Origin of the sequence: Pseudofrankia sp. EUN1h (genome assembly GCF_001854645.1) — a bacterium.
GTDB lineage: Bacteria > Actinomycetota > Actinomycetes > Frankiales > Frankiaceae > Pseudofrankia > Pseudofrankia saprophytica.
On sequence record NZ_MBLN01000048.1, the window covers coordinates 174,526 to 201,040 of the forward strand.

At 71.4% G+C, this 26,515-nt stretch carries 24 protein-coding genes; 21 read left to right on the top strand and 3 right to left on the bottom strand.

Annotated features, from left to right (window positions below):
• The first annotated feature begins 81 nt into the window (after positions 1 to 81).
• The 20 genes from lysA to BCD49_RS14570 all read left to right on the top strand — a co-directional run bounded on the left by lysA (position 82) and on the right by BCD49_RS14570 (position 22,080).
• Positions 82 to 1,548 carry a diaminopimelate decarboxylase gene (lysA, locus tag BCD49_RS14475; protein WP_051466225.1) on the top strand — a complete coding sequence of 489 codons (1,467 nt, stop codon included), beginning with the start codon at positions 82 to 84 and terminating at the stop codon, positions 1,546 to 1,548.
• The gene (locus BCD49_RS14480) at positions 1,545 to 2,828 is read left to right on the top strand and encodes a homoserine dehydrogenase (RefSeq protein ID WP_007514702.1); all 1,284 of its coding nucleotides are present in this window, start codon (positions 1,545 to 1,547) and stop codon (positions 2,826 to 2,828) included. Before lysA ends, BCD49_RS14480 begins: the two co-directional genes overlap by 4 nt.
• Positions 2,825 to 4,039, top strand: a complete 1,215-nt coding sequence (thrC, locus tag BCD49_RS14485) for a threonine synthase (protein ID WP_007514704.1) — start codon at positions 2,825 to 2,827, stop codon at positions 4,037 to 4,039. The genes BCD49_RS14480 and thrC overlap by 4 nt, the downstream gene beginning before the upstream one ends.
• A complete protein-coding gene (locus BCD49_RS14490; protein WP_007514706.1) occupies positions 4,036 to 5,229 on the top strand; it encodes a homoserine kinase in 1,194 nt (397 codons plus the stop codon). Before thrC ends, BCD49_RS14490 begins: the two co-directional genes overlap by 4 nt.
• Positions 5,230 to 5,895: 666 nt before the next feature.
• Positions 5,896 to 8,205 (top strand): transcription termination factor Rho, encoded by a 2,310-nt coding sequence (gene rho / locus BCD49_RS14495; protein WP_071041570.1) that lies wholly within the window; start codon positions 5,896 to 5,898, stop codon positions 8,203 to 8,205.
• A gap of 164 nt (positions 8,206 to 8,369) precedes the next feature.
• A complete protein-coding gene (rpmE, locus tag BCD49_RS14500; RefSeq protein ID WP_007514710.1) occupies positions 8,370 to 8,606 on the top strand; it encodes a 50S ribosomal protein L31 in 237 nt (78 codons plus the stop codon).
• A gap of 161 nt (positions 8,607 to 8,767) precedes the next feature.
• Positions 8,768 to 9,853 carry a peptide chain release factor 1 gene (gene prfA, locus BCD49_RS14505; protein ID WP_007514712.1) on the top strand — a complete coding sequence of 362 codons (1,086 nt, stop codon included), beginning with the start codon at positions 8,768 to 8,770 and terminating at the stop codon, positions 9,851 to 9,853.
• Positions 9,854 to 10,924, top strand: coding sequence for a peptide chain release factor N(5)-glutamine methyltransferase (gene prmC, locus BCD49_RS14510; protein ID WP_083401451.1), 1,071 nt, complete (start codon positions 9,854 to 9,856; stop codon positions 10,922 to 10,924).
• A 167-nt stretch (positions 10,925 to 11,091) separates the two neighbouring features.
• On the top strand, positions 11,092 to 11,748 hold the full coding sequence (locus BCD49_RS14515) for an L-threonylcarbamoyladenylate synthase (RefSeq protein ID WP_007514715.1): 657 nt from the start codon (positions 11,092 to 11,094) through the stop codon (positions 11,746 to 11,748).
• A 24-nt stretch (positions 11,749 to 11,772) separates the two neighbouring features.
• Positions 11,773 to 12,912, top strand: coding sequence for an MraY family glycosyltransferase (locus BCD49_RS14520; protein WP_007514717.1), 1,140 nt, complete (start codon positions 11,773 to 11,775; stop codon positions 12,910 to 12,912).
• Between the two features lie 179 nt (positions 12,913 to 13,091).
• Positions 13,092 to 13,661 carry a hypothetical protein gene (locus BCD49_RS44090; RefSeq protein ID WP_198939437.1) on the top strand — a complete coding sequence of 190 codons (570 nt, stop codon included), beginning with the start codon at positions 13,092 to 13,094 and terminating at the stop codon, positions 13,659 to 13,661.
• Positions 13,662 to 13,671: 10 nt separating this feature from the next.
• Positions 13,672 to 13,977, top strand: a complete 306-nt coding sequence (locus tag BCD49_RS45000; protein WP_007514721.1) for an AtpZ/AtpI family protein — start codon at positions 13,672 to 13,674, stop codon at positions 13,975 to 13,977.
• A gap of 512 nt (positions 13,978 to 14,489) precedes the next feature.
• The gene (atpB, locus tag BCD49_RS14535; RefSeq protein ID WP_035924632.1) at positions 14,490 to 15,383 is read left to right on the top strand and encodes a F0F1 ATP synthase subunit A; all 894 of its coding nucleotides are present in this window, start codon (positions 14,490 to 14,492) and stop codon (positions 15,381 to 15,383) included.
• A 64-nt stretch (positions 15,384 to 15,447) separates the two neighbouring features.
• On the top strand, positions 15,448 to 15,690 hold the full coding sequence (locus BCD49_RS14540) for an ATP synthase subunit C (RefSeq protein ID WP_007514724.1): 243 nt from the start codon (positions 15,448 to 15,450) through the stop codon (positions 15,688 to 15,690).
• A 13-nt stretch (positions 15,691 to 15,703) separates the two neighbouring features.
• Positions 15,704 to 16,291: a F0F1 ATP synthase subunit B gene (locus BCD49_RS14545; protein WP_007514726.1), complete on the top strand. Its 588-nt coding sequence runs from the start codon at positions 15,704 to 15,706 to the stop codon at positions 16,289 to 16,291.
• A 2-nt stretch (positions 16,292 to 16,293) separates the two neighbouring features.
• Positions 16,294 to 17,142 carry a F0F1 ATP synthase subunit delta gene (locus BCD49_RS14550; protein WP_007514729.1) on the top strand — a complete coding sequence of 283 codons (849 nt, stop codon included), beginning with the start codon at positions 16,294 to 16,296 and terminating at the stop codon, positions 17,140 to 17,142.
• A 202-nt stretch (positions 17,143 to 17,344) separates the two neighbouring features.
• Positions 17,345 to 18,997, top strand: coding sequence for a F0F1 ATP synthase subunit alpha (gene atpA, locus BCD49_RS14555; protein WP_071041571.1), 1,653 nt, complete (start codon positions 17,345 to 17,347; stop codon positions 18,995 to 18,997).
• A 4-nt stretch (positions 18,998 to 19,001) separates the two neighbouring features.
• A complete protein-coding gene (locus tag BCD49_RS14560) occupies positions 19,002 to 19,898 on the top strand; it encodes a F0F1 ATP synthase subunit gamma (protein ID WP_007514731.1) in 897 nt (298 codons plus the stop codon).
• Positions 19,899 to 20,401: 503 nt separating this feature from the next.
• Positions 20,402 to 21,817 carry a F0F1 ATP synthase subunit beta gene (gene atpD / locus BCD49_RS14565; RefSeq protein ID WP_071041590.1) on the top strand — a complete coding sequence of 472 codons (1,416 nt, stop codon included), beginning with the start codon at positions 20,402 to 20,404 and terminating at the stop codon, positions 21,815 to 21,817.
• Positions 21,817 to 22,080, top strand: a complete 264-nt coding sequence (locus tag BCD49_RS14570; RefSeq protein ID WP_007514733.1) for a F0F1 ATP synthase subunit epsilon — start codon at positions 21,817 to 21,819, stop codon at positions 22,078 to 22,080. Before atpD ends, BCD49_RS14570 begins: the two co-directional genes overlap by 1 nt.
• A 129-nt stretch (positions 22,081 to 22,209) precedes the next feature.
• Here the strand turns inward: BCD49_RS14570 and BCD49_RS14575 are convergent, their stop codons facing one another.
• Positions 22,210 to 22,782 (bottom strand): cob(I)yrinic acid a,c-diamide adenosyltransferase, encoded by a 573-nt coding sequence (locus BCD49_RS14575; RefSeq protein ID WP_071041572.1) that lies wholly within the window; start codon positions 22,780 to 22,782, stop codon positions 22,210 to 22,212.
• Between the two features lie 53 nt (positions 22,783 to 22,835).
• A complete protein-coding gene (locus BCD49_RS43530; protein WP_157845202.1) occupies positions 22,836 to 23,000 on the bottom strand; it encodes a hypothetical protein in 165 nt (54 codons plus the stop codon).
• A gap of 127 nt (positions 23,001 to 23,127) precedes the next feature.
• Between BCD49_RS43530 and BCD49_RS14580 the strand changes: the two genes are divergently transcribed.
• Positions 23,128 to 24,441, top strand: a complete 1,314-nt coding sequence (locus tag BCD49_RS14580) for an ABC transporter substrate-binding protein (RefSeq protein WP_063630153.1) — start codon at positions 23,128 to 23,130, stop codon at positions 24,439 to 24,441.
• A 269-nt stretch (positions 24,442 to 24,710) separates the two neighbouring features.
• Here the strand turns inward: BCD49_RS14580 and BCD49_RS14590 are convergent, their stop codons facing one another.
• Positions 24,711 to 26,468, bottom strand: coding sequence for an ATP-binding protein (locus tag BCD49_RS14590; protein WP_007514738.1), 1,758 nt, complete (start codon positions 26,466 to 26,468; stop codon positions 24,711 to 24,713).
• Between the last annotated feature and the right edge of the window lie 47 nt (positions 26,469 to 26,515).

Consider the following 26,515-nt stretch of genomic DNA (forward strand, 5'->3'; position numbering starts at 1 on the left):
GACTGTCGCCCTGGAGCGCATGGGGCCGTCGCCCCGGACGAATCTGCTGGCCCCCCCGGAACGGATGTGAGTGTGAGCCCGATGTCGCGACCCTCTCCCGGCGCCGCCGCCCCCGCCATGCCGGCGGACGGGCCCGCGGCCACGCGGGGCTCCGCCATCCCCGGGGGGGCGTCTTCGGCGGGGACACCCCTGGAGGAACAGGTGTGGCCGGCGACGGCCGCGCTCGACGAGGACGGGGTGCTGCGGCTCGGCGGGCTGCGCGTCGACGAGCTGGCCGACCGGTTCGGCACGCCGACGTTCTTCCTGGACGAGGACGACTTCCGCGCCCGCGCCCGGGCCTGGCGGGCCGGATTCCCGGATGGCGAGGTGTACTACGCGGGCAAGGCGTTCCTGTGCCGGGCGGTCGCCCGCTGGGTGGCGGACGAGGGTCTGAGCCTCGACGTCTGCACCGGCGGTGAGCTGGCCGTCGCGGCCTCGGTCGCCTTCCCGCCGGAGCGGCTGCTCTTCCACGGCAACAACAAGTCGGTCGAGGAGCTGCGCCGGGCCGTCGCCCACGGCGTCGGGAGGATCGTCCTCGACTCGTTCGCCGAGATCGACCGGCTCGCCGAGATCGCCCGCGCCGCCGGCGCCCGCCAGCGTGTGCTCATCCGCGTCACCCCGGGCGTGGAGGCGCACACCCACGAGTACATCGCCACCGGTCAGGAGGACCAGAAGTTCGGGTTCTCGCTGGCCAGCGGCGCCGCCATGGCCGCGGTCGGCCGGGTGCTGGGGGCGGCGGACGCGCTGGAGCTGGTCGGCCTGCACGCCCACATCGGCTCGCAGATCTTCGACACGGCCGGCTTCGGGCTGGCCGCGCACCGGATGGTCGGCCTGCTCGCGGCCGTGCGTGACGAGCACGGCGTGGAGCTGCCCGAGCTGGACCTCGGGGGCGGCCTCGGCATCGCCTACACCGGCGAGGACGCGCCGCTGGCCGTCGCGGAGGTCGCCGACCGGCTGCACACCATCGTCGGCAAGGAGTGCGCCGGCGCGGGGCTTGGGGTGCCGCGCCTGGCCGTGGAGCCCGGCCGGGCGATGGTCGGGCCGACGACGGTCACGCTGTACCGGGTCGGCACCGTGAAGGAGCTGCCCGGGCTTCGCACCTATGTCAGCGTCGACGGGGGGATGAGCGACAACATCCGCACGGCGCTCTACGACGCCCGCTACACCGCCCGGCTGGTCTCCCGGCCGGGCCACGCCGAGCACCATGTCGTCACGCTGGTGGGCCGGCACTGCGAGTCCGGCGACGTGGTGGCGCACGACGTGCCACTGCCAGCCGATGTCGCCCCCGGCGACCTGGTCGCCGTCCCGGCCACGGGCGCGTATCACCGCTCCATGGCCAGCAACTACAACCACGTGGGCCGCCCGCCGGTGGTCGCGGTGCGCGCCGGCGCGGCGCGGGTGATCGTCCGCCGCGAGACCGAGGACGACCTGCTGCGCCTCGACGTCGACGTCGACGACACCGACGGCGCCGCGGGCGAGGGCTCGAAACCTGGGGAGGCCGGGAGATGAGGGTCGCGCTGCTGGGCTGCGGCGTGGTCGGCTCCGAGGTCGTCCGGCTGCTCCACGAGCAGGCCGCCGACATGACCGCGAGGGTCGGCGAGCCGTTGGAGCTCGTGGGCGTCGCGGTCCGCCGGCTCGGCCGCGAGCGGGACGTGCCCATTGACGCCTCGCTGTTCACGACGGACGCGGCGGGCCTGGTGGCCCGCGACGACGTGGACATCGTGGTCGAGGTGGTCGGCGGCATCGAGCCCGCGCGCAGCTGGCTGCTCGGTGCGCTGAACTCCGGCAAATCCGTGGTCAGCGCGAACAAGGCGCTGCTCGCCTCCGACGGATCGGCGCTGCACGACGCCGCCGCGGCGGCCGACGTCGACCTGTACTACGAGGCGGCGGTCGCCGGCGCGATCCCGCTGCTGCGTCCCCTGCGCGAGAGCCTGGCCGGTGACCGGGTGCGCAGGGTGCTCGGCATCGTCAACGGCACCACGAACTACATCCTCACCCGGATGGACGAGACCGGCGCGTCGTTCACCGAGGCACTCGAGGAGGCGGGCGCGCTCGGCTACGCCGAGGCCGACCCGAGCGCCGACATCGACGGCTACGACGCCGCGGCCAAGGCGGCGATCCTCGCCCAGCTGGCCTTCCACACGCGGGTGACGCTCGACGACGTGTACCGCGAGGGCATCGGGGCGGTCACCGCTGCCGACATCGCCAGTGCCCGCGCGATGGGCTGCACCGTCAAGGCCCTCGCGATCGCCGAGCGCTCCTCGGAACGCCCGGGGGTGAGCGTGCGGGTGCACCCGGCGATGGTGCCTCGCTCGCACCCGCTGGCCTCGGTGCGCGAGGCGTTCAACGCGGTGTTCATCGAGGCGGAGGCCGCCGGGCAGCTGATGTTCTACGGCCGCGGCGCCGGTGGCTCGCCGACCGCCTCGGCGGTGCTCGGTGATCTCGTCGCCGTCGCCCGCAACCGGGTCGCCGGCCGGCGCGGCCCCGGGGAGTCGGCCTACGCGCAGCTCCCGGTCCTGCCGATGGGCGAGACCATCACCAGCTACCACGTCAACCTGGACGTGACCGACAAGACCGGCGTGCTGGCGACCGTCGCCGGCGCGTTCGCCAGGCACGGCGTGTCCATCCGCAGCGTGCGCCAGGACGGCCGGGGAGACGATGCCAGCCTGGTGCTGGTCTCGCACCCCGCCACCGACGCGGCGCTGGCGGCGACTGTTGAGGACCTGCGCGGTCTGGACATCGTGCGCGCGGTGGCCGGGGTGCTGCGGGTCGAGGGAGGTGAGCCATGACCACCACGACCACGTCATCGGCATGGCCGCCGGGCGCGGCCGGCGACCAGCCCGGCCCGGCCGGGGTGGCGGGCGCGAACGGGGGCTCCGACCTGGGGGCCACGCCCGGCCCGCCGCCGCTGGGCGGCCCGGCCGGGCGAGCCGGCTCGGCCCGCCGCGGCTGGCGGGGGATCATCGAGGAGTACCGCGACCGGCTGCCGCTGGACGCCGGCACCCCGGTGGTGACCCTGCTCGAGGGCGGCACGCCTCTCGTGCCGGCCGCGCACCTGTCGGAGCTGACCGGCTGCGAGGTCCACCTCAAGGTCGAGGGCGCGAACCCGACCGGCTCGTTCAAGGACCGCGGCATGACCGTGGCGATCAGCGCGGCCGTCGGCGAGGGCTCCAGGGCCGTCATCTGCGCCTCGACCGGCAACACCAGCGCCTCGGCCGCCGCCTACGCGGCCCGCGCCGGGCTCGTCTGCGCGGTGCTCGTGCCCAGCGGCAAGATCGCGCTGGGCAAGATGGCGCAGGCGCTGGTGCACGGGGCCCGGCTGCTGCAGCTCGACGGTTCCTTCGACGACTGCCTGCGGGTGGCGCGCGAGCTGGCCGACACGTACCCGGTGACGCTGGTCAACTCGGTCAACCCGTACCGGCTGGAGGGCCAGAAGACCGCGTCGTTCGAGATCGTCGAGACGCTCGGCGTGGCTCCGGACATCCACTGCCTGCCGGTGGGCAACGCCGGGAACATCACTGCCTACTGGCGCGGCTACCTCGAGGCGGACGCGGGCGAGGGCACCGGACGGCCGCGGATGTTCGGCTTCCAGGCCGCGGGGGCGGCGCCGATCGTGCGCGGCAGCGTCGTCACCTCGCCGCAGACGATCGCGACGGCCATCCGGATCGGCAACCCGGCGTCCTGGCAGTTCGCGGTCGAGGCCAGGGACGCTTCCGGCGGGCTGATCGACGCGGTCAACGACCGTCAGATCCTGGCCGCCTACCGGATGCTCGCCCGCAGGGAGGGCGTGTTCGTCGAGCCGTCGAGCGCCGCGAGCGTGGCCGGCCTGCTCGCGGCGCACGCCGAGGGCAAGGTCGACCCCGGTCAGCGGATCGTCTGCACCGTGACCGGTAACGGCCTGAAGGACCCGGACTGGGCAATCAGCGGCGCGGCCAAGCCGGAGACGATCCGGCCGACGGTCGCCGGCGCGGCCGAGGCGCTCGGGCTACGGCGGTCGTGACGCTGCCCTCGGTCGGGGTCTCCGGTGCTGATGCTGTCGGCGCGGCCGCCAGCACCGGGACGGCCGGGGCTGCCGGGACTGCTGGCGCGCCGGCGGTGGCCGGCACCGGGCCGGGTGCCGACGCGCCAGTGGTTGGGGTGCGGGTTCGGGTGCCGGCGACCAGCGCCAATCTCGGGCCGGGTTTTGACGCGTTCGGGCTCGCGCTGGGCTTCTACGACGACGTCGAGGTGACGCTGCGCCCGGAGGGCCTCGCGGTGACCGTCGAGGGCGCCGAAAACGTGTCCAAGGGCGAGGACAACCTGGTCGTACGGGCGATTCGTGCGACCTTCGACGAACTGGGCCGCCCACAGCCGGGGCTCGTCGTTCGCTGCGTCAACCGGGTGCCGCATGGGCGCGGGCTCGGCTCGTCCGCCGCGGCGATCGTCGCGGGCGTCGCCGCCGCCTGGGTCCTCGACACCGCCGCCTACCTCGACGGCGCCGCCGCCGGCCGCACGGACGGCTCGCACCGGGCCGGTCCCGCGCGTCCTGGTGCGCCCGGCGGGCGAACCGCGGACGCGGTCGGGTTCGACCGGGCCGCCGCGCTGCGGGTGGCGACAGCGATCGAGGGACACCCCGACAACGTCGCCGCCGCCCTGTTCGGCGGTTTCACCGTGGCCTGGACCGGGCCGGCCGGTCCCGTCGCGCACCGGGCCGAGCCGGTCGCGGACCTGCGCCCGGTCGCCTTCGTGCCCTCGGCACGCACCTCGACGGCCGACTCCCGCGGTCGACTGCCGGATCGGCTCGCCCACGGCGACGCGGCGTTCTCGGCCGGCCGCGCCGGCCTGCTGGCGCTCGCGCTCACCCAGACCGATCTCGCCGCCGCCGTCGCGGCCGGCGGGACGCCCGGTGGTGTCGACGCCGCGGCCGGCGCCCGCTCGGCGCGAGCCGCCCGCGCCCGGCTGCTGCTCGCGGCCACCGAGGACCGGCTGCACCAGCCGTACCGGCTACCGGTGGTCCCGGAATCGGCCGCTCTCGTGGACCGGCTGCGGGCCGCCGGGGTGGCGGCCGTTCTGTCCGGTTCCGGTCCCACCGTGCTCGCGCTCGCGGTCGGCGGCGAGCAGGCAGCGGGCGCGGTCGGCGTCGCCGCACCGGGATTCGCCGTGCTCCCGTTGGCCGTCGACCGGGACGGTGTCCGGGTGGCGAACCTCTAGGTCACCTGGCCGTTGGGTGGTTGCACCCTATTTTTACCGTTTGCGCCGTGATCCTGATGACGTTGGGTGACGGCCATTGCGTCGCAGTGGATGGCGAGTACCGTAGGAGTACGGGGACCCCAGATCGGGAAGCCTGCGCAACCCCAGGTTGTTGCCGAGGTGTCTCCGTCTGGATAGTCTGATGGCTGCACCCGCCGCGCCGCGGCGCGTGCTCGCCCCGCCGGTCTGGCTGGAGCTTTCTCTAGTCCGTCCTGGCACAGGATTCCGGTGCCCCGCCTCGCCGTCGTTGCCTCGGCTCGACACCGGCGATGTGGTKGGCGAGCTTGGTCGCTGACCTCCGGTCAGCTTCCCTGCTGGCCCGCGATGTCTCACCGGGGGCGGCCCCGGACCCCGGTGCGGGGATTTCGGGTTCGTTCGCGGCTCGGAGTTGGTGCCGGATCGGCGAAGCCGGGTCCCTGCTGGATTGGTGAAGCCGATCCAGGAGGTCTGCCGGGAGGTTCGCTGGGAGGTCAGAGCCCTCCACATCGCCGACGGGCGCGTCATTCGGCCCGGCCAGCGGCGACATCTCCTTCATCTGTCATCCACGTAGGTGGTGGATCGGATGGTCGGAGGCCTATACGCATCACCCGGCTCGAGAGGAGCCGGTTCCTTCAGGGAAGGAAAACCTTGAGCGACACCACCGACGTGCTGCCTGAGAGCGCACGTGAGTCCGCGGCGCCCCCCGCACCGCTTCCCGTCAGCCAGCCGGCCGCGCCGGCAGGGCCGGCGCCGGTGACGGCGCCGATGGACAGCGGTGTATCCGGGGCCGGCAGCGCGCCGTCCGCGGACGCGGCCGACATGGCCGACGCGGCCGACGCGGAGGCCGGCGGTTCGGCCGGTCCTCGCCGCCGCCGCAGCGGTACCGGCCTGCAGGCGATGCTTCTGCCGGAGCTGCAGACCCTCGCCAGCTCGCTGGGAATCCAGGGCACCGGCCGGCTGCGCAAGGGCCAGCTGATCGCGGCCATCCAGAACGCGCAGAACGGCGGCCCGCCGCTCACGCCGAACGGCGTGGCAGCGAGCGAGCAGCCGGCCGCCACCGGCACCGCGCCGGCCGGCGACCCGCCGACCGCCACCACCGACGCCCCGCCGCGTACCCGCGGGCGGCGGGTGGTGCGTGCCACCGGAAGCCCCGCGCAGGCTGAGCTTGTTCAGCCACCCGTCCGTGAGACGGAGCCGGCGGAGCCCGCCGCCGAGCGGCCCGCCCGGGCGGAGGAGCCGCCGGCGCCGATCGTGGCCCGTGAGGAGAACGCCGCCCCGCGGGTTCGGGAGGGCCGCGAGCGTCCCGAGCGTGGGGAGCGTCCCGACCGCGCCGAGCGCCCGGACCGCGCCGAACGTCCGGACCGCGCCGAACGCCCGGACCGCGCCGAACGTCCGGAGCGCGCCGAGCGGACGCAGGGCGAGCGGCACGAGCGGGCCGACCGCTCGAACGGTCGGCAGACGGACCGTCAGAACGCTCGCCAGAGTGACCGCCCTGACCGGACCGATCGGACCGATCGCTCGGACCGGGCTGACCGGTCTGACCGCCCGGATCGGACCGACCGAGCGGACCGGACCGACCGGACTGACCGCTCGGACCGGGCTGACCGGACCGACCGCCCGGATCGGACCGACCGAGCTGACCGGACCGATCGTCAGACCGACCGGACCGATCGTCAGACTGACCGGACCGACCGCCAGGGCGGCCGCGCCGTCCAGGACGACGACGATGACAGCAGCCGCAGGCGGGGCCGCTTCCGCGAGCGTGGCCGCAACCGCCGTGGTCAGGGCGGTACAACCGAAAACGAGCCGGTGCTGCGCGAGGACGACGTCCTCGTCCCGGTCGCCGGCATCCTGGATGTTCTGGACAACTATGCGTTCGTCCGGACCAGCGGCTACCTGACGGGCCCGGCCGACGTGTACGTCAGCCTCGCCCAGGTCCGCCGGCACGGGCTGCGTCGTGGCGACGCCATCACCGGCGTCGTGCGTGCTCMGCAGGAGGGCGAGCCGCGCCGCGACAAGTACAACGCGCTCGTCCGGCTGGACACCATCAACGGAATGGACCCGGAGGAGGCCCGCGGCCGCCCCGAGTTCACCAAGCTCACCCCGCTCTACCCGCAGGACCGCCTGCGGATGGAGACCGAGCCGCACGTGCTGACCACCCGTGTCATCGACCTGGTGATGCCGATCGGCAAGGGCCAGCGGGCACTGATCGTCAGCCCGCCGAAGGCCGGCAAGACGATGGTGCTGCAGTCGATCGCGAACGCGATCACGACGAACAACCCGGAAGTCCACCTCATGGTCGTGCTCGTCGACGAGCGGCCGGAGGAGGTCACCGACATGCAGCGGTCGGTGAAGGGCGAGGTCATCGCCTCGACGTTCGACCGTCCGCCGTCGGACCACACGAACGTGGCGGAGCTGTCCATCGAGCGGGCCAAGCGGCTCGTCGAGCTGGGCCAGGACGTCGTCGTGCTGCTGGACTCCATCACCCGGCTCGGCCGCGCCTACAACCTGGCGGCCCCGGCGTCCGGGCGAATCCTGTCCGGTGGTGTCGACTCGACGGCGCTCTACCCGCCGAAGCGTTTCCTCGGCGCCGCCCGCAACATCGAGAACGGCGGCTCCCTGACCATCATCGCCACCGCTCTCGTCGAGACCGGTTCGACGATGGACACGGTCATCTTCGAGGAGTTCAAGGGCACCGGTAACGCGGAGCTGAAGCTCGACCGCAAGATCGCCGACAAGCGGACCTTCCCGGCGGTGGACGTGGACTCGTCCAGCACCCGCAAGGAGGAGATCCTGCTCGCCCCMGACGAGCTGGCGATCATGCACAAGCTGCGCCGCGTCCTGCACACTCGCGAACCGCAGCAGGCGATCGAGCTGCTGCTCGGCCAGCTCAAGCAGACCAGGACCAACTACGAGTTCCTCATGCAGATCGCCAAGTCCACCCCGTCGCAGGACTAGGGCGGCTGTCGGATTGGGATGGGATTAGGCGCGGTGCCGGTGGCGTTACGGCACTGGCACCGTGACCCAGTCACCAGGTCTGGCAGACTTGGGCCGGTTGGAGGCTCCGGTTCACGTCGTCGCGGCTGCGACGGCGACCCGGCGGCCAGGTGAGAAGAGGGAACATGAAGGCTGACATCCACCCGACGTACCACGAGACCTCCGTGGTCTGTACGTGCGGGAACACGTTCACCACGCGCAGCACCAAGGAGAACGGCTCGATCAACGTCGAGGTGTGCGCGCAGTGCCACCCGTTCTACACCGGCAAGCAGAAGATCATGGACGTCGGCGGCCGAGTGGAGAAGTTCGAGCGCCGGTTCGGCAAGCGCCAGCCTGGCCAGAAGGTCTCCGGCAACCAGTAGGCGGGGCGTCGGGGCGTCCGCCCCGGACCTCCCTGATCGCCGACCTGCCGGATCGGGCAGGGGACCGCGGTTGGTGTAGCGGCGGTGCGGCGCTCGTCCGGTATGGACCGGGCGGGCGCCGTTCCCGTTTCACACCACCGATTTGTTGAAGAGGTTTACTGATGGCGTCCGCGCTGGAGAAGCTGCTCGTCGAGCACGCCGACATCGAGAAGCGGCTCGCCGACCCCGCCGTGCACAACGATGCGGCCCAGGCTCGCTCGCTGGGGCGGCGGTACGCGGAGCTTTCGCCCGTCGTCGAGCTCGCGCGTGAGATCGAGGAGGCGAACGGCGACCTGGAGACGGCCCGGGAGCTGGCCGCCGAGGACGCGTCGTTCCGTTCCGAGGTGGCCGACCTGGAGGTCGTCGTCGGCGAGCTGCGCCAGCGGCTGCGGAGCCTGCTGGTGCCGGTCGACCCGGACGACAGCCGGGACGCCATTCTCGAGGTGAAGGCCGGAGCGGGCGGCGAGGAGTCAGCGCTGTTCGCCGGCGACCTGCTGCGGATGTACCTGCGCTACGCCGAGCGGCGCGGCTGGAAGACCGAGATCCTCGACGCCAACCCCAGCGACCTGGGCGGCTACCGCGACGTCAGCGTCGCGGTGAAGTACCGCGGCCAGGTCCCCCCCGGCCAGCCCGGTGTGTTCGGCCGGCTGCGCTTCGAGGGCGGTGTGCACCGCGTCCAGCGGGTGCCGGTGACCGAGTCGGCCGGGCGCATCCACACGTCCGCGGCGGGCGTGCTGGTCATGCCGGAGGCAGAGGAGGTCGACGTCGAGATCGACCCGAACGACCTGCGCATCGACGTCTTCCGCTCGTCCGGGCCTGGCGGCCAGAGCGTCAACACCACCGACTCGGCGGTGCGTATCACCCACCTGCCCACCGGGGTCGTCGTCTCCTGCCAGAACGAGAAGAGCCAGCTGCAGAACAAGGAGTCGGCGCTGCGGATCCTGCGCGCCCGGCTGCTGGCGATGGCGAGGGAGAAGGCCGAGTCGGAGAAGTCCGCGGCGAGGGCCAGCCAGGTCCGCACCCTGGACCGTTCGGACAAGGTGCGGACGTACAACTTTCCGGAGAACCGGATCGCCGATCACCGGGTCGGGTACAAGGCGCACAACCTGGAGCAGGTCCTCGACGGCGAGCTCGACGACGTGCTCGACGCGCTCATCGCGGCGGACCTCGCCGAGAGGCTCGCGGAAAACCCCGGCGAGGACGGCTGAGTGAGCGGCCCGGCGGTCCCGGCGATGCCGGCGGTCCCGGCGACGCCGGCCCGCTCCGCGGCCGCTGACGTCCCGCTCGCGGCCGAGCTCGCCTCGGCGGCGCGGCGGCTCGCCGAAGCGGGTGTGGCGAGCCCGCGCAACGACGCCGAGCTGCTCGCCGCGCACGCGCTGGGGGTCGCGCGCGGGCGGCTGCCGCTGGTTCGGGAGATCGCGCCGGACGCCGCCGAGCGGCTGCGCGACCTGGTCACGAGCCGGACACGGCGGGTGCCGTTGCAGCACCTCACCGGCGAGGCCTACTTCCGTCACCTCACGCTCGCCGTCGGACCCGGGGTCTTCGTGCCCCGGCCGGAGACCGAGACGGTCGCCGGCTGGGTGATCGACGCGTTGAAGGCCGCCGCCGCTGCCGCCGCCACCCGCGGGGGCGAGGCGGGCGCGGGCGTCCCCGCGGACGGTGCGGCGCGCTTCGTCTGCGTGGACCTGTGCGCCGGGTCGGGGGCGATCGCGCTCGCGCTCGCCGACGAGGTGCCTGGCGCGGAGGTACACGCGGTCGAGGCCGACCCTCTGGCGCTGCGCTGGCTGCGGCACAACGTCACCGCGACGGGCCTGCCCGTCTCGGTGCACGCCGCCGACGTCGCGGGTGCCGGCACGCCGGCGGCGGCGGGTGTACCGGCACCCGAGGGCTGGGCGCACGTGCCCGCGCTGAGCGCGCTCGCCCGGTTGGCCGGGCGGGTGGACGCCGTCGTCTCGAACCCGCCGTACCTGCCGGACGCGGACCGGGCCGTCGTCAGTCCCGAGGTGGGCGACCACGACCCGCCCTGGGCGTTGTGGGGCGGCGGCGCGGACGGGCTCGCGGGCCCACGCGCCGTGGTCTCGACCGCGATGGGCCTGCTGCGTCCAGGCGGGGTGTTCGCGATGGAGCACGCCGACGGCCAGGGCCCGGCCGCGCGGGAGCTGCTGGCCGCCGCCGGCGGCTGGTCCGAGATCGCCACCCACCGCGATCTCCTGGGACGAGATCGTTTCGTCACGGGCCGTCTGCTGAAGTCCTCAGATCGCGCCGAAGGCGCTGTCTGAGGGAGGYGACAGGCCGGGCGATCTAGCGGGGCGGAGCGCCGCGCCGCGCCGGGCCCGGCGTAGGTTTGTGCCCCAAGGGGCAGGCCGGCCCTGGAACAGGCGGCTTCACGCCTGGGCGCCGTCCAGGCGGCCCAGACGGTCGCACGACGGAGGTTCGGCGAGGGATCATGCGGCGGTTCGACTGCACGGACGAGGCGGCCAGGCGGACTGGCCTGGAGGCGGCCGCGGGCGCGGTCGGGCGGGGCGACCTCGTCGTCCTGCCCACCGACACGGTGTACGGGATCGGCGCGGACGCGTTCGACGCCTCCGCGGTGCGGGCGTTGCTCGCCGCGAAGGGACGCGGCCGGGATATGCCGGTGCCCGTCCTGATCGGCTCGTGGCGGACGCTCGAGGGCCTGGTCAACAACGTCACCATGCCCGTACGCGAGCTCACCAGGGCGTTCTGGCCCGGCGGCCTGACCGTCATCGTGCAGCAGGCTCCTTCGCTGCGCTGGGATCTCGGTGACAGCCGTGGCACGGTGGCGGTGCGGATGCCTCTCCACCCGGTCGCGATCGACCTTCTCGGCCGGACGGGGCCGATGGCCGTCTCCAGCGCGAACCGGTCCGGCAGGCCGGCCGCGACCACCGCGGACGAGGCCGTGGCCCAGCTCGGCGAACAGGTGGAGGTCTACCTCGACGCCGGACCCGTGACGGTGGGCATCGCGTCCACGATCGTCGACTGCACCACCGAGATTCCCCGGGTGGTCCGGCTCGGCGCGATCGACCTGGCGACGTTGCGCGCGGTGCTGCCTCTGGTCGAGGCGCCGGCGGGAGTCTCCTCATGACCTGCGGCGGTGGGGAGCGGCGCCGTGCGTGAGTACGCGCTCGTCTTCGTCGTCGCGGCGGCTGTCACCTACCTGACGACGCCGGTCGCGAGGGCGCTGGCGCTACGCATCGGCGCCGTCGCCGGGGTGCGGGCCCGAGACGTACATGTCATGCCGACGGCGCGGCTCGGCGGGCTCGCGATGCTGGCAGGCCTCTACGCCGGGCTCGCGGTCGCCGACCGGCTGCCGTTCCTGTCGCAGGTCTCGCGCGACTGGTCCGAGCCGCGCGCCGTGCTCATCGCGGCGACCCTGATCTGCCTGCTCGGCGTCGCCGACGACAAGTGGGAGCTGGACTCGCTGACCAAGCTGGCCGGCCAGATGGTGGCCGCCGCCGTGATGGTGCAGCTCGGGGTGCAGTTCTCGTTCGCCATCAACTGGGACAGCGAGACGACGCTCAGCCTCGGCCCGGAGACCGCCGTACCGATCTCGATCCTCGCCGTCGTCGTCCTCGTCAACGCGATGAACTTCATCGACGGTCTGGACGGGCTGGCCGCCGGCGTCGCCGCGATCGCCGCCGGGGCGACGTTCTACTTCGCCTACTCGCTCGCCGTCCTCAACGGTTTCGAGCGGGCCGCGCCGGCGGCGCTGCTGGCCGCCGTCACGGCGGGTGTCTGCATCGGCTTCCTGCCCCACAACTTCAACCCGGCCAAGCTGTTCATGGGCGACTCCGGGTCGATGCTCATCGGCCTGCTGTCGGCCTCGTCGATGATCTCGGTGACGGGCCAGGTCGCCTACGGCGGCTACGCCGGCCCGTCCCGCTCGCTGCCGTCGCTGATCCCGCTCGCGATCCCGATCGCCGTGCTGATGGTGCCGTTCCTCGATCTCGGCCTCGCGGTCATCCGCCGGACGAGGGCCGGCCGCTCGCCGTTCGCGCCGGACAAGATGCACCTGCACCACCGCATGCTGGAGATTGGCAAGTCGCAGGTCAGGGCCGTGCTGTTCATGTACTTCTGGGCCGCGCTCATCGGGTTCGGCGGGGTGGCGGCGTCGTTCTCGTCCGCGCCGCTGCCGATCCTGCTCGCGACCCTCGGGTTTGGCCTGCTTGGCCTCGTGGTGCTGCTCCTGCTCGGCCAACGCACCGCGCGGCGCGCGGCCAACGCCGCGGGCGTGTCGACCTCACCCTGACGCCCGGTCCGGGCTGGGCGGGACGGCCCTGGCCCGTCCCGCCGGGGGCCAATGTGGTCGGGGTCGCCTTGGCCGAGCTGGCGTGGGCCGCCGGCCGATACCGTGGAGGTGGTGTCCGCGCCAGTGGGCGGGGCCTGAACGGTCACGAAGGCCCGGCGGTCACGAAGGAGAGCCTGTTGGTGACAGGAAGAGTGGGCGACGCGCCCGCCGACGGCCGCGCGACCGAGACGAAGCCGCCCGTGGGCGCCGCTCCTCGGCAGCCGCTGAGCAGCGCGCCGATCATCAGGCTCGGGTTGATGGTCAGCGCGGTGATCGCCGTCGGCGCTGTCGCGCTCGGTGCGGGCCTGCGGGGCTGGCCGGGTGTCGCGGCGGCGCTTCTCGGCGTCGGAATCGTCGTGATCTTCTTCTCCGCCAGCAAGATCGCGGTCGGTTTCGTGGCTCGCCGGGCGCCGCAGCTGCTGCTGCCGGCCGCGCTCGGCATCTACGGCTTCAAGATCCTCCTGCTCGGGGTGCTGCTGGTGGCACTGGACGGGGTGGAGGCGGTGAACCTCTCGACGCTGGCCTGGACGGTGCTCGCTGGCGTGTTCGGGTGGGTCGGTGCCGAGGTGTGGGCCGCCACCCGCACCCGGGTGCCGTTCTTCGACCCGACCACGTTCGCCGCCCRCCACCCCGACGCCGCCGGCCGGCCGGACGGCCACGCCACCCGGTCCTCGGCGCGCGGCGCGTCGGCGCCCGGCTCGCGCGGGTAGCGGGCAGGCGATGAGCTCGACGAACAGGGGCGTGGGCCGGGAGCCCAGCGGCGACGGTGACCGTCGCGCCGGGAAAGCCCGGCGGGGCGGCGGCGGACCAGCGGGGGGCGGAAGCCGGCCGCCGAACCGGGAGCGCACCCCGGGTGAGGCCTGGAACGCGGTCGGCACGCTCGGCGCCGGCATCGCCTTCTGGGGCCTGGTCGGGTGGGGCATCGACCGGCTCACCGGCCTGCACAACGTGTTCCTGCCGATCGGGATCGTGCTCGGCCTCGCCGCGGCCCTCTACCTGGTGATCTACCAGGCGCTGCGCCGGTAGGCCGGGTCCTGGTCGCGGGGCGAGTCCCATGGCTGGACCGCGTGGTCGGTGGCGGTGCGTAGCCGGGGGCCTCGGCCGGTTCGGTGCGCAGCGCGATCGGGTGAATCGTCCGCTGTCCGAAATGTCGCTCCGCGTGTCCGCGCGCCCCCGTAACGCCAAGGGGCGCACAACAGACCGAAAAGCGGCGGCAACGTGTAGATGAACCCGACGCGGGGCGGATCGCAGCGCGTGCCGCGATGGCGGAGGTGTGGATAGTATTCGCGGTACCGGGCGCCGACACGTCGGCCCCGCCGGAGACGGTCTGCCGCTGGGCCACGCGCCTGGCCGAAGGACATGCGATCATGCGGTCCACGCATGTCCATGGGCCATGGGCATCGTTAGTCTCTAAGCTCGGGCGGCGCTCACGATGCGTACAACTCGGGCGGTTGAGCCTGCGGTGCCGGTAGGGTGGGGTCCCCTCCTACGTGGGGCGGGCCTGGTTCGCCTGGTGACACTGCGTTGAAATTTAGATCATGGAGGTGTGTTGCGTGCCCGTCCTCGCCGCTAGTGACGAGGGCTTCGAGGGTCCTACGACCGCGGTCTTCAACCCGCCGCATTGGTTTGACGTGGACCTGGGTCCCTTCAACTTCTACCTGAACAAGGCCACCGCGCTGGTGATCTTCTCGGCGCTGTTCGTCGGTGTCCTGTTCTGGCTCGCGTACCGTCGCGCCTCGATCGTCCCTCGTGGGCTGCAGAACTTCGCCGAGTCGATTTACGACTTCATCGACGGCCAGATCTCGCGCGAGATCATCGGGAAGACCGGCCCACGGTACACCCCCTACCTGATGGTGCTGTTCTGCTTCGTCGCGGTCTGCAACCTGCTTGCCATCATTCCGGTGGCGCAGTTCCCGGCCACGTCGCGCATCGCCATCCCGATGGTGCTGGCGATCATCACCTGGGTGATCTTCAACTGGGTCGGTATGAGGGCCAACGGCGCGGGTGCGTACTTCAAGGAGATGGTCGACCCGGCGCCGCAGGCGATGCTGCCGATCCGGCTCATCCTCGCGCCGATCGAGATCCTGTCGACGCTGATCGTGCGGCCCTTCACGCTCGCGGTCCGGCTCTTCGCGAACATGTTCGCCGGCCACATGCTGCTCCTCATCTTCAGCCTCGGCGCGGAGTACATGATCCAGCGGCCGCCGTACGTGTTCGGCGCCTTCTCGTTCCTGATGACGGTCATCATGACCGGGTTCGAGCTGGTCATCGACCTGCTGCAGGCCTACATCATCACCGTGCTCACCGCCGCGTACATCGGTGGCGCGCTGGCCGCCCACGGCGGCGGCCACGACGACCCGAACGCGGAGCACGGCACCGAAGCGCCCGAGCCCGAGTCCGCGCCCGTCGCGGCCGTCGCGGCGCACTCCTGATTTTTCGGACACCACGACCCGCACCGGTGAGTCCCGGTGCCCGACAGGATAAGGAACACCTCACATGGCTTCACCCGTCGTTCTGGCGGCCACCGACGCCGTCAGCGGTAACCTCGGCGCCGTCGCCTACGGCCTCGCCGCCATCGGCCCGGGTATCGGCATTGGTCTCATCTTCGGTCTGGGCGTGCAGGCCATCGCCCGCCAGCCGGAGGCAGAGCAGGTCGCCTTCCGGTACATGCTGATCGGATTCGCCCTGGTCGAGGCGCTCGCCCTGATCGGTTTCGTCGTTCCGTTCGTCTTCAAGTAATCCGAGGACGAGCGTGAGCGCCACGTCGACAATCCTGCTCGCCGCCACCACCACGGATCACTCGGACGAAAACGTCCTGGTTCCGCCGGTGGGCGAACTCATCATCGGCATTGTTTCGTTCGGGCTGCTCGTCGCGTTCTTCTTCTGGAAGGTCAAGCCCCAGATCCAGAAGTTCTACGCGGACCGGACCGAGCGCATCGAGGGCGGCCTGGCTCGGGCCGAGGCCGCTCAGGTGGAGGCGCAGGCACTGCTGGAGCAGTACCGCGCGCAGCTCGCCGAGGCACGCGCCGAGGCGTCGCGAATCCGCGACGAGGCGGCCGTGCAGGGCCGTCAGATCGTGGCGGACCTGCGGGCCCAGGCCGACCGCGAGGTCGCTGAGATCCGGGCCCGCGGCGAGACGCAGCTCGCGGCGGAGCGATCGCAGATCGTCAACTCGCTGCGCGCCGAGCTGGGTGGGGTGGCTCTCGAGCTCGCCACCAAGATCGTCGGGCACGAGCTGGCTCGGCCGGAGGAGCACGCCCACCTGATCGACGACTTCATCGCGGCGCTCGACGCTTCCGGTGACGCTGCCGCGGCCGCGCCCGCCGGGTCGGGAGGCTGACGGTGGAGGGACCCAGCCGGGCGGCTCTCGTCGCGGCGCGGGCGACCCTTGACCAGATCACCGCGGTCCCGCCGGGTGGCGGGGCCGTGGCCGGTCAGGCGAGACGGCCGGACGCGGGGCGGATCGGTGCCGATCTGCGCGCCGTCGCCGACCTGCTCGGTGAGGATCTGACCCTGCGGCGCGCGTTCGCTGACTCGAGCGTGCCCGCCGGTGCCCGCGAGATCCTCGCTGAACGGCTGTTCGCGGCCCAGCTCGGCGAGGACTCGCTCACCGTCGTCAAGTCGGCCGTCGCGCGCCGTTGGACGCGTCCGCTCGACCTGCGGCTCGGCCTGATCGAGCTGTCCGTGGAGGCGCTGCTCGTCGACGCCGAAACCGCGGGCGCGCTGGACGAGGTCGAGGACGAGCTGTTCAGGTTCGGCCGGATCCTCGACCGCAACCCGCAGCTCTCGCTCGCGCTCACCGACCCGGCCGCGCCCGGGGCGCTCAAGGAGACGCTCGTCGAGCGGCTGCTGGCCGGCAAGGCGCACCCGGTGACGGTGCGGCTGGCCAAGCAGGCCGTGGCCGACCGGGAGTTCGGCGACCTCTCCCGGCGGATCGAGCAGTTCAGCCGGATCGCCGCCGCGCGCCGCGACCGCGTGGTCGCCGTCGTGCGCACCGCCGTGCCACTCGACGGCGACCAGCTCACCCGGCTGCGCACGGCGCTGTCCCGGTACTTCGGCCGCGAGATCCAGGTGCAGACCGACCTCGACCCCGCCGTGCTCGGCGGTGTCGTCGTGCGGGTCGGCGACGAGCTCGTCGACGGGTCCGTGCTGCGCCGGCTCGCCGCCGCCCGCCAGGCTCTGGCGCGGTAGCGCCGGTGAGCATGACGACCCAGGTACGAGGCCACGCCGCCGGCGGTCACCGCCGACGGCGCGGCCTCGCGTCCCTCGCCTGCTCCGAACTGAAGGTTCCGGTCCCGACAAAGGCCGACTCCGTACTTGCCGTCCTCTTCGAGGCCGGACATACCCATGCTGGGCGACCGATTCCCATGCCCCGCAATGAAGGACCGAAGCGATGACAGAGCTGACCATCCGGCCGGAGGAGATTCGCGACGCCCTCCGGGACTACGTCGAATCGTTCCAGGCCACCTCCGCCGACCGGGAGGAGGTGGGCCGCGTCATCCTGACCGGTGACGGGATCGCCCGGGTCGAGGGCCTCCCGCACACCATGACCAACGAGCTGCTGGAGTTCTCCGGCGGCGTGCTCGGCCTCGCGCTCAACCTAGAGGTCGGCGAGATCGGCTGCGTCATCCTCGGTGAGGGCTCGCACATCGAGGAGGRCCAGGAGGTCCGCCGGACCGGGCGCATCCTGGCGGCCCCGGTCGGCGACGGCTTCCTCGGGCGAGTCGTCGACCCGCTGGGCCGGCCGATCGACGGCCTCGGCCCGCTCGAGACCGAGGGCGAGCGTGCCCTGGAGCTGCAGGCGCCCACGGTCGTGCAGCGCCAGCCGGTCAAGGAGCCACTGCAGACCGGCATCAAGGCCATCGACGCGATGACCGCCATCGGTCGCGGCCAGCGGCAGCTGATCATCGGTGACCGGCAGACGGGCAAGACCACCGTCGCCATCGACGCGATCATCAACCAGCGCGCGAACTGGGAGAGCGGCGACCCGAAGAAGCAGGTCAAGTGCGTCTACGTCGCCATCGGCCAGAAGAAGTCGACCATCCGTGAGGTCGTCAACACGCTGGAAGAGGCCGGCGCGCTGGCGTACACCACGATCGTCGCGGCTCCCGCTGACGAGCCGGCCGGCTTCAAGTACATCGCCCCGTACACCGGCTCGGCCATCGGCCAGCACTGGATGTACAACGGCCAGCACGCGCTGATCGTCTTCGACGACCTCTCGAAGCAGGCCGAGGCGTACCGCGCGATCTCGCTGCTGCTGCGCCGCCCGCCGGGCCGTGAGGCCTACCCGGGAGACGTCTTCTACCTGCACTCCCGCCTGCTGGAGCGCTGCGCGAAGCTGTCCGACGAGCTGGGTGGCGGCTCGATGACCGGCCTGCCGATCATCGAGACCAAGGGCAACGACATCTCGGCGTACATCCCGACGAACGTCATCTCCATCACCGACGGCCAGATCTTCCTGGAGTCGGACCTGTTCAACCAGGGTGTGCGGCCGGCCATCAACGTCGGTACCTCGGTGTCCCGGGTCGGCGGCAGCGCGCAGGTCAAGGCGATGAAGTCGGTCGCCGGCCGCCTGCGCCTCGACCTCGCCCAGTACCGCGAGCTGGAGTCGTTCGCGTCGTTCGGCTCCGACCTGGACAAGGCCTCGCGCGACCAGCTCGCCCGTGGTTCGCGGCTCGTCGAGCTGCTCAAGCAGCCGCAGAACCAGCCGTTCCCGGTCGAGCGCCAGGTCGCGTCGGTCTGGGCCGGCACCACCGGGAAGCTCGACGAGATCCCGGTCGGGGAGATCCGCCGGTTCGAGACCGAGTTCCTCGACTTCCTCAGCCGGTCGTACGCCGGCATCTACGAGGTCATCTCGGCCACGGGCAAGCTCGACGACTCGACGGTGGCCGACCTGGAGAAGGCGATCGGCGAGTTCAAGGGGCAGTTCACGCTTTCGTCCGGCCAGCCGCTGGTCAACGAGGCGGCCCCCGACGCGCTGGAGCCCGAGGAGATCGAGCAGGAAGCGATCCGGGTGCACCGCCCGAAGCCGGTCGAGAAGGTCTGATCCAGTGGCCGGCCAGCTTCGCGAGTATCGGCGGCGTGTCCGCACGGTCCAGTCGACGAAGAAGATCACCCGCGCGATGGAGCTCATCGCGGCGTCCCGGATCGCCAAGGCCCGCGCGCGGGTCGCGGCGTCCCGGCCGTACGCGGCCGAGATCACCCGGGTGATCAGCGCGGTGGCGTCGCAGTCGACCGTCAACCACCCGCTGACCACCGAGCGGTCCGGGGTCACCCGGGCCGCGGTGGTGGTCGTGACCTCCGACCGCGGCCTCGCGGGCGGCTACAGCTCCAACGCACTGCGGCGGGCGGGCGAGCTCATGGAGCTGCTCGACGACGAGGGCAAGTCCGTGGCCCTGTACGCGGTCGGCCGCAAAGCCGTCACGTACTACCGGTTCCGTGGCCGGGAGCTCGCGAGCGAGTTCACCGGGTTCACCGAGCAGCCGTCGTACGCGGACGCGAAGGCGATCGCGGACGAGCTGCTCGGGGCGTTCGTCACCGACGAGGCTGACGGCGGCGTGGGCGAGATCCACATCGTCTACACCGAGTACGTCAGCGCGCTGACGCAGACGCCCGAGGCGCACCGGCTGCTGCCGATGGTGCTGGAGGAGACGACCGAGGCGCCGGTGGGCGGTCCGCTGCCGGTGTACGAGTTCGAGCCGTCGGCGGAGGGGGTGCTCGACGCGCTGCTGCCCCGCTACGTCGAGAGCCGTCTCTACGTCGCGCTGCTCGAGGCGGCCGCCTCGGAGTCGGCCTCCCGGCAACGGGCGATGAAGTCGGCGACGGACAACGCCGAGGAGCTCATCCGCACCTACACCCGGCTGGCCAACCGGGCCCGCCAGGAGGCGATCACCCAGGAGATCTCGGAGATCGTCGGCGGCGCGAACGCGCTGGCGGACGCCGGGTAGCGAACGGCGCGGGTAGTAGTCGGCTCCCGTCTGATGGCGGGTGGGGTGCCGGGATCGGATCCGTAAGGCATGGTAGGTGGGGACAACTACCACAGCGAGGTCAAAGGTTCGCGATCGGACCGTCGGCCAGGCAGTTTGGCGGGCGGTCTGATCGAGCCGGTGGCGACGCGCCCGACGGAGGCCCGGAACTCGGCCCGTCGGACGCCGCTGATGTGGTCCGAAAGACGTGGCACCACCTGAAAGACGTGGCACCACCCGTAAGACCAAGCATCATCCGAAAGATCACGTATCACCGCGATATCGCAGCACTTCAGCACCGCAGCACCGCTCGACAGACGCGGTACCGCAGCACTGCCGAACAGAAGAGACTGCCTGACGCCGTGGGTGGCCGAGGGCGCCAAGCCAGCCCTTAGGGGTCCCATCGGTAGCACGTGGGCCTCCGGGGGCGCGGAGAAATCGCAGTACGCGCCCCCTTCGGCGCTCTAGTGAAGATCGAGGACGCCATGACCGTCACCACCAGCTCAACGGGGATCGGCCGGGTCGCCCGAGTCATCGGCCCGGTTGTCGACGTGGAGTTCGCTCCCGAGGAGCTCCCGGAGATCTACCACGCCCTGCACGTCGAGCGCACGCTCGGCGACGAGACCGCCACCCTTACCCTTGAGGTCGCCCAGCACATCGGGGACAACACCGTCCGGGCGATCTCCATGCAGCAGACCGACGGCCTGGTCCGCGGTGCCCCGGTCAAGGCCACCGGCGCGCCGATCTCGGTCCCGGTCGGCAACGCGACCAAGGGGCACGTGTTCAACGTGCTCGGCCAGCCGCTCGACGTCGAGTCCGTCGACGCCGAGACCTACATGCCGATCCACGCGTCCGCCCCGGYGTTCGACCAGCTCGAGTCCAAGACCRCGATGTTCGAGACGGGCATCAAGGTCATCGACCTGCTGGCCCCGTACGTCCGCGGTGGCAAGATCGGCCTGTTCGGCGGCGCCGGCGTCGGCAAGACCGTCATCATCCAGGAGATGATCCGTCGAGTCGCCAAGGAGTTCGGTGGCGTCTCGGTGTTCGCCGGCGTCGGCGAGCGCACCCGCGAGGGTAACGACCTGTTCCTGGAGATGACCGAGGCCGGCGTCATCGACGACACCGCGCTGGTCTTCGGCCAGATGGACGAGCCTCCGGGCACCCGGCTGCGGGTCGCGCTGGCCGCGCTGACCATGGCCGAGTACTTCCGCGACGTCCAGAAGCAGGACGTGCTGCTGTTCATCGACAACATCTTCCGGTTCACCCAGGCCGGCTCCGAGGTGTCCACGCTGCTCGGCCGTATGCCGTCGGCCGTGGGCTACCAGCCGACCCTGGCCGACGAGATGGGCGTGCTGCAGGAGCGGATCACCTCGACCCGAGGCCACTCCATCACGTCGCTGCAGGCCATCTACGTGCCCGCCGACGACCTGACCGACCCGGCGCCGGCGACCACGTTCACCCACCTCGACGCCCAGACCGTGCTCGACCGGTCGATCTCCGACCTCGGCATCTACCCAGCGGTGAGCCCGCTGGAGTCGACGTCCCGGATCCTGGACGCCCGGTATGTCGGCCAGGAGCACTACGACACCGCGCGCGAGGTGCAGCGGATCCTGCAGCGTTACAAGGACCTGCAGGACATCATCGCCATCCTCGGCATCGACGAGCTCTCCGAGGAGGACAAGGTCCTCGTCCGGCGGGCCCGGCGCATCCAGCGGTTCCTGTCGCAGCCGTTCTTCGTCGCCGAGCAGTTCACCGGCATTCCCGGCAAGTTCGTCCCGGTCGCCGAGACGATCGACTCGTTCAAGCGGATGACCCTCGGCGAGTTCGACCATCTGCCGGAGCAGGCCTTCTTCATGTGCGGCGGGATCGAGGACGCGCAGAAGAACGCGGAGAACCTGTAGTGGCGACGATGCGGGTCGCGATCGTCTCCCCGGAGGAGGAGATCTGGTCCGGCGAGGCGAACTTCGTCCTCGCCACGACCACCGACGGCGACCTCGGTGTCTGGCCACGGCACGTCCCGTTGCTGGGCGTGCTGAGGGACGGCGGCGACGTCAAGGTGGAGACCGACGGGGGCGACTTCCTCTACACCGTCGGCGGCGGGTTCATCTCCGTCACCAAGGACGGCGTCAGCATCCTCGCCGAGACGGCGGCGCTGAAGTCCTGACGGCCGCTGGCCAGGTCCCACGCTGAACTCCACGGCGGGGCGCGTTCACCACGAACGCGCCCCGCCGCTGTTGTTTCCTGACTTGTCAACGAGAGCGCGCTGTGTGGCGCGATCCGCTCACAGCTCCGGTCAGGCGTTGCCGCCTGGGCGCCACTTGACGTCACCGCCGGGGTTGGCGACGCGGCTCAGGATGAACAGCAGGTCGGAGAGGCGGTTGAGGTAGCGGGCCGTCAGCGGGTTCGTCCGCTCCCCGTCGACCGCGAGGAGCGTCCAGACGCTGCGCTCCGCGCGCCGCGAGACCGTCCGGGCCACGTGCAGCAGCGCGGCCCCCGCTGTGCCGCCMGGCAGGATGAACGAGTCGAGCTTCGGCAGGTCCTCGTTGAACCGGTCGCAGGCCGCCTCCAACCGGTCGACATACGCCTGTGTCACCCGCAGCGGTGGGTACTTGGGGTCCGGCACGACCGGCGTCGACAGATCGGCGCCGACGTCGAACAGGTCGTTCTGGATCTGCTGGAGCACCTCGCGCACCTCGTCCGACAACCCACCGAGCGCCAGCGCCACGYCGATCGCCGCGTTCGTCTCGTCGGTATCCGCGTACGCCCCCAGGCGCGGATCCGTCTTCACCGTCCGCGACATATCCCCCAACGCGGTCGTCCCGTCGTCACCAGTCCTCGTGTAGATGCGCGTCAGATGGACAGCCATGGAGCGACCCTATGGCCGAGGCGCGTACGGGCGCCTAACTCGATCAMCCGAGATCACACCTGAGCCCAGACGAGAGTCGCGTCGTCGTGCGCGCCGAAGCGTGGGAACCGGGTGCAGTCCGGGTCGGCGGACGCGGCGGATCTGAGCGCTTGGAGCAGGTCGGCGGCGGCACGGGCCGACTGCCCGGAGGCGATGTTCGCGGCCGTCGTGGGAGGCACCGGCCACGCCAGAGCCGACGCACCAAGGTGCCGGATTTGCCATCCCCAGCGCGAGACCGCGGCCGTGTTGACGTGCGACTCTCTCCCGCACGGTGGACGCTTGCCCACTCGGGCGCGTACCGCCGCCATGACACCGAAGGAGCCACAAGTGTTATTGCTAGCCAGCGAGCGATTACTGAGAGTGGCTGCGCTCGCGATTGGTGCCAGCGGCCTGGCCGCTTCCCTGGTCGCCTGCGGCGGCGCGGGTGCGAGCGGGGCGGGCGGGGCGTGCTCGGCGACGGCGCCCGGCATCACGCCCACCGAGGTCAAGGCCGGCATGGTCTGGAGTGACACCGGCCCGGGGGCCGACTCCATGCGTGCCTTCCGGGCCGGCGTGGACGCCCGCTTCCACGCCGCCAACGAGGAGGACGGCGGCGTCTACGGCCGCAAGGTCACTTACGCCTGGCGGGACAACGGAGGCGACACGGCGCTCAGCCTGTCCGTGACCCAGGAGCTCCTCGACCGTGAGAAGATCTTCGGGCTCATCCATGCGCCCGGCGGCACCGGCGCGGACTCGGCCAAGCTTTTGCAGGAGCGCAACGTCCCGGTAACGGGCATCGCCAGCGAGCCGGTCTGGTTGGGGATGGACAACATGTTCTCGTGGTTCTACCTCGGGAAGGGCTCCAGCACGACCTTGGGCAAGTACATCCACGACCAGGGCGGCACCCGTGCGGCCCTCTTCGCGATCGACGGGAGCGCCACGGGCGGGGACTACACGCAGCAGGTCGTGGCGAGCCTGAAGGCAAGCAACGTCAAGGTCGTCAAGACGTTCTACACCAGCGAGATCACGAGCTTCCAGACCGTCGCCCAGCAGATCAAGGAAAACAACATCGACGCCCTCGCGGGCGTGCTGATGCCGGCCGATGCCGCCAAGCTGCTGCCGGAACTCGCCAGGATCGGCGTGGCCCTGGGTGGCAGCCTCAAAGTCGCGCTGATGCCGCTGGGCTACGACAACAGCGTCCTCGCCCAGTACGGCCGCGCACTCGCCGGCGTGTCCATCTCCACCACCACCCAGCCCTTCGAGCTCAACACTCCGGCGCAGCAGAAGTTCGAGCAGGCGATGAACAAGTACGCCCCGGAGATCCAACCACCGACCCAGGACATCGCGGTGGACGGCTGGATCTCCGCCGACCTGTTCCTCCGCGGCCTCGAAGCCGCCGGAAAATGCCCCACCAGGGAGTCGTTCATCTCCGGCCTACGCGCCGTCAAGGACTACGACGGAGCGGGTTTGACGCCCGACGCCAGCAACGACCTGTCGACGAACTTCCGCCAGACCTCCACCTGCTACTACACCATCAAGATCAGCCTGGACGGGTCGAAGTTCCAGCCGGCCAGTTCCACGGCCACCTGCGGAGACGTCATCACCCCGGAGCAGATGGCCAACCTGAACCAGCAGCCCTGACCGGTAGCTCGGCAAACCGTGTGGGGTTCGTCCGCTATACCACGGTGTGGCGGACGAACCGGACTGTCCCAGGGACGGCTCTGTGCGTACTTTCGATGGTGTGGAAGTCGCCACGTAGGGTGCGGACGCGCGCGAGCATCACGTGGTACCGGAGGTAGCTCGGGAGGACATCGCCGTTGGCGAGACGTCCACGCTCGACGAGGTTCGGGCCGAGCTGGAACACCGTCGCGGCGGCCCAGCCTGATGCGGCGGACAGGGCAGGGCGGCCGTCAGCGCTTCTTGGTGGGAAAGGCTGGACCGGGTTGGTAGCGGACGCTTGGGCCGCGGGTTGGGGAGTCGGCGGTTCGCTCGATGACGCCTCGCTCCGCGAGGGAGCGCAGGATGACACTGGCGCGTTGGCTGCCCACGAGCAGGAGGTTCTGGACGGTCTGGTTGGAGATGGTCCCGTACTCACGCAGGTGGGCGACTATTCGTCGTTCGGATTCGTCCGAGGAGTTGCGGTGGTACGGGAGCAGGGCGCCGAGCTCGGCGCGGACCCGTTCCCGGAACCGGTAGGTCGGTAGCCGGTAACGGCGGGTCTCGCGTGCTGGCTCGAGGAGGTCGTAGGCGTCGTCGGACAGCCGCCGGAGCGCCTCGCTGGCCTCCTCGACGCTCTTCTGCAGGACCGGAGCGATCGTCGGGGCATCGACGGTCGGGTGGGAGCGCAGGTAGTGGATGACCAGGATGGCGTCTGTGTCGTCCTGGATCTCGGACGGCAGGCTGGCGATCATGACGGAGAGCCGGGCGGCCGGCGCGCCGCCGTCGAGCACGACCCGGACGCTGCCTCCGCCGCTGTGAAACACCGGAGGGGTGTGCCCGGCGCGCACCATCGCGCGGACCATGACGTCGACTCCGGTACCGGCTCGCTCCGCGAGGCGAAGGACCCGTAGCGCGTCGATCAGGCAGCGGTTCCTCGGCTTCGACACGTGCGTGAGGATGTTCTCCTCGGTCACTCCGAACACCAGGTCACCCGGCGAGGTGACGACGAGGCGGCTCGGGCTGTGCTCGAGCACGATCGGTTCTGGGTGACGGTAGTCGCGGTGCGCGACCGCGTTCACGACCGCTTCCCGAACGGCCGGACCGGGGATCGTCTCCAACTGCTGTTGGACGCCAGTCGGCAGCGTCACGGACGTAGTTTCGTTGATTGCGTCGATGCCACGCAGTACGTCGACGACCGCGACGATCAACGGAGTGTCGTGGACAGACGGCGGACGAGCGAGGGAACCGGCCGGCGTGCGCCGCCGCAGGTAGTGCAGGGATGGTTCGGCGGCCAACCCCGTGGCTGCGCAGAACAGCAATGCACCCGCTCGTGTCAGGTGCCCGTCGTCCAGCAGCACCCCGCATTCACGAAGCAGATCCGCGGTGCTCAACTCGGCCCGTCGGCGGCTCTGCGCGTCACCTGCCTCGACGAGAAGGCGCCGCGCCTCCTCTTCGGCACGGGCGGAGACATCCTCCACACGCAGGTGCGTTCGCTCGGCGGACCAGTCGTAGCCCCGTCGGTCCTCCCGCATGGCGGCTTCTCGCGCGGCTGTCAGCGGCTCGCAGGAGGTGCCGATTCGTTCCCGCAGTTTGCCGCCCACGCGGACAAGGTCGAACCCGGGTTCTACAGCTAGCAACAGGATGCGATGGCCGCTGACCTGCCGGTCCTCGAGATCGACAACGAGTGGCGGTGAGGTCAGCTGCCAGATCCGTCGCCGCAGTTCGTCGGCATCGAGATTGTCCGGAACGCCGACTACGGCTGCCTGTCCGGAGCTGGCGTCCGAAATGCCGACGATGACTGTGCCACCTCGGCTGTTCGACAGGCAGGCGACAGCTTCGGCCAGGTCCGTGGCCGCGGCCTTGAGCGGGTCGCGGTCATTGGCCGCGGGCCGCTTGAGCTCCTTGAAGTCCAGAGTCAGCGACTCCAGCTCGGACGCCCTGCGCCCGCCGAGCACCTCCTGGAGCGCTCGGTCGATCTCGCGAGTGAGGCTCTGGCGGCTGGCTGCCATGGACTAGTTTTATATCACCCTGTCAAGACAGGGTGATATAAAACTGC

What these genes read in the sequence shown, in the direction of transcription:
- lysA (WP_051466225.1), top strand. Translation starts at nt 82, where the DNA reads ATGTCGCGACCCTCTCCCGGCGCCGCCGCCCCCGCCATGCCGGCGGAC.
- BCD49_RS14480 (WP_007514702.1), top strand. Translation starts at nt 1,545, where the DNA reads ATGAGGGTCGCGCTGCTGGGCTGCGGCGTGGTCGGCTCCGAGGTCGTC.
- thrC (WP_007514704.1), top strand. Translation starts at nt 2,825, where the DNA reads ATGACCACCACGACCACGTCATCGGCATGGCCGCCGGGCGCGGCCGGC.
- rpmE (WP_007514710.1), top strand. Translation starts at nt 8,370, where the DNA reads ATGAAGGCTGACATCCACCCGACGTACCACGAGACCTCCGTGGTCTGT.
- prfA (WP_007514712.1), top strand. Translation starts at nt 8,768, where the DNA reads ATGGCGTCCGCGCTGGAGAAGCTGCTCGTCGAGCACGCCGACATCGAG.
- BCD49_RS14515 (WP_007514715.1), top strand. Translation starts at nt 11,092, where the DNA reads ATGCGGCGGTTCGACTGCACGGACGAGGCGGCCAGGCGGACTGGCCTG.
- BCD49_RS45000 (WP_007514721.1), top strand. Translation starts at nt 13,672, where the DNA reads ATGAGCTCGACGAACAGGGGCGTGGGCCGGGAGCCCAGCGGCGACGGT.
- atpB (WP_035924632.1), top strand. Translation starts at nt 14,490, where the DNA reads ATGGAGGTGTGTTGCGTGCCCGTCCTCGCCGCTAGTGACGAGGGCTTC.
- BCD49_RS14540 (WP_007514724.1), top strand. Translation starts at nt 15,448, where the DNA reads ATGGCTTCACCCGTCGTTCTGGCGGCCACCGACGCCGTCAGCGGTAAC.
- BCD49_RS14580 (WP_063630153.1), top strand. Translation starts at nt 23,128, where the DNA reads ATGACACCGAAGGAGCCACAAGTGTTATTGCTAGCCAGCGAGCGATTA.
- BCD49_RS14590 (WP_007514738.1), bottom strand. Translation starts at nt 26,468, where the DNA reads ATGGCAGCCAGCCGCCAGAGCCTCACTCGCGAGATCGACCGAGCGCTC.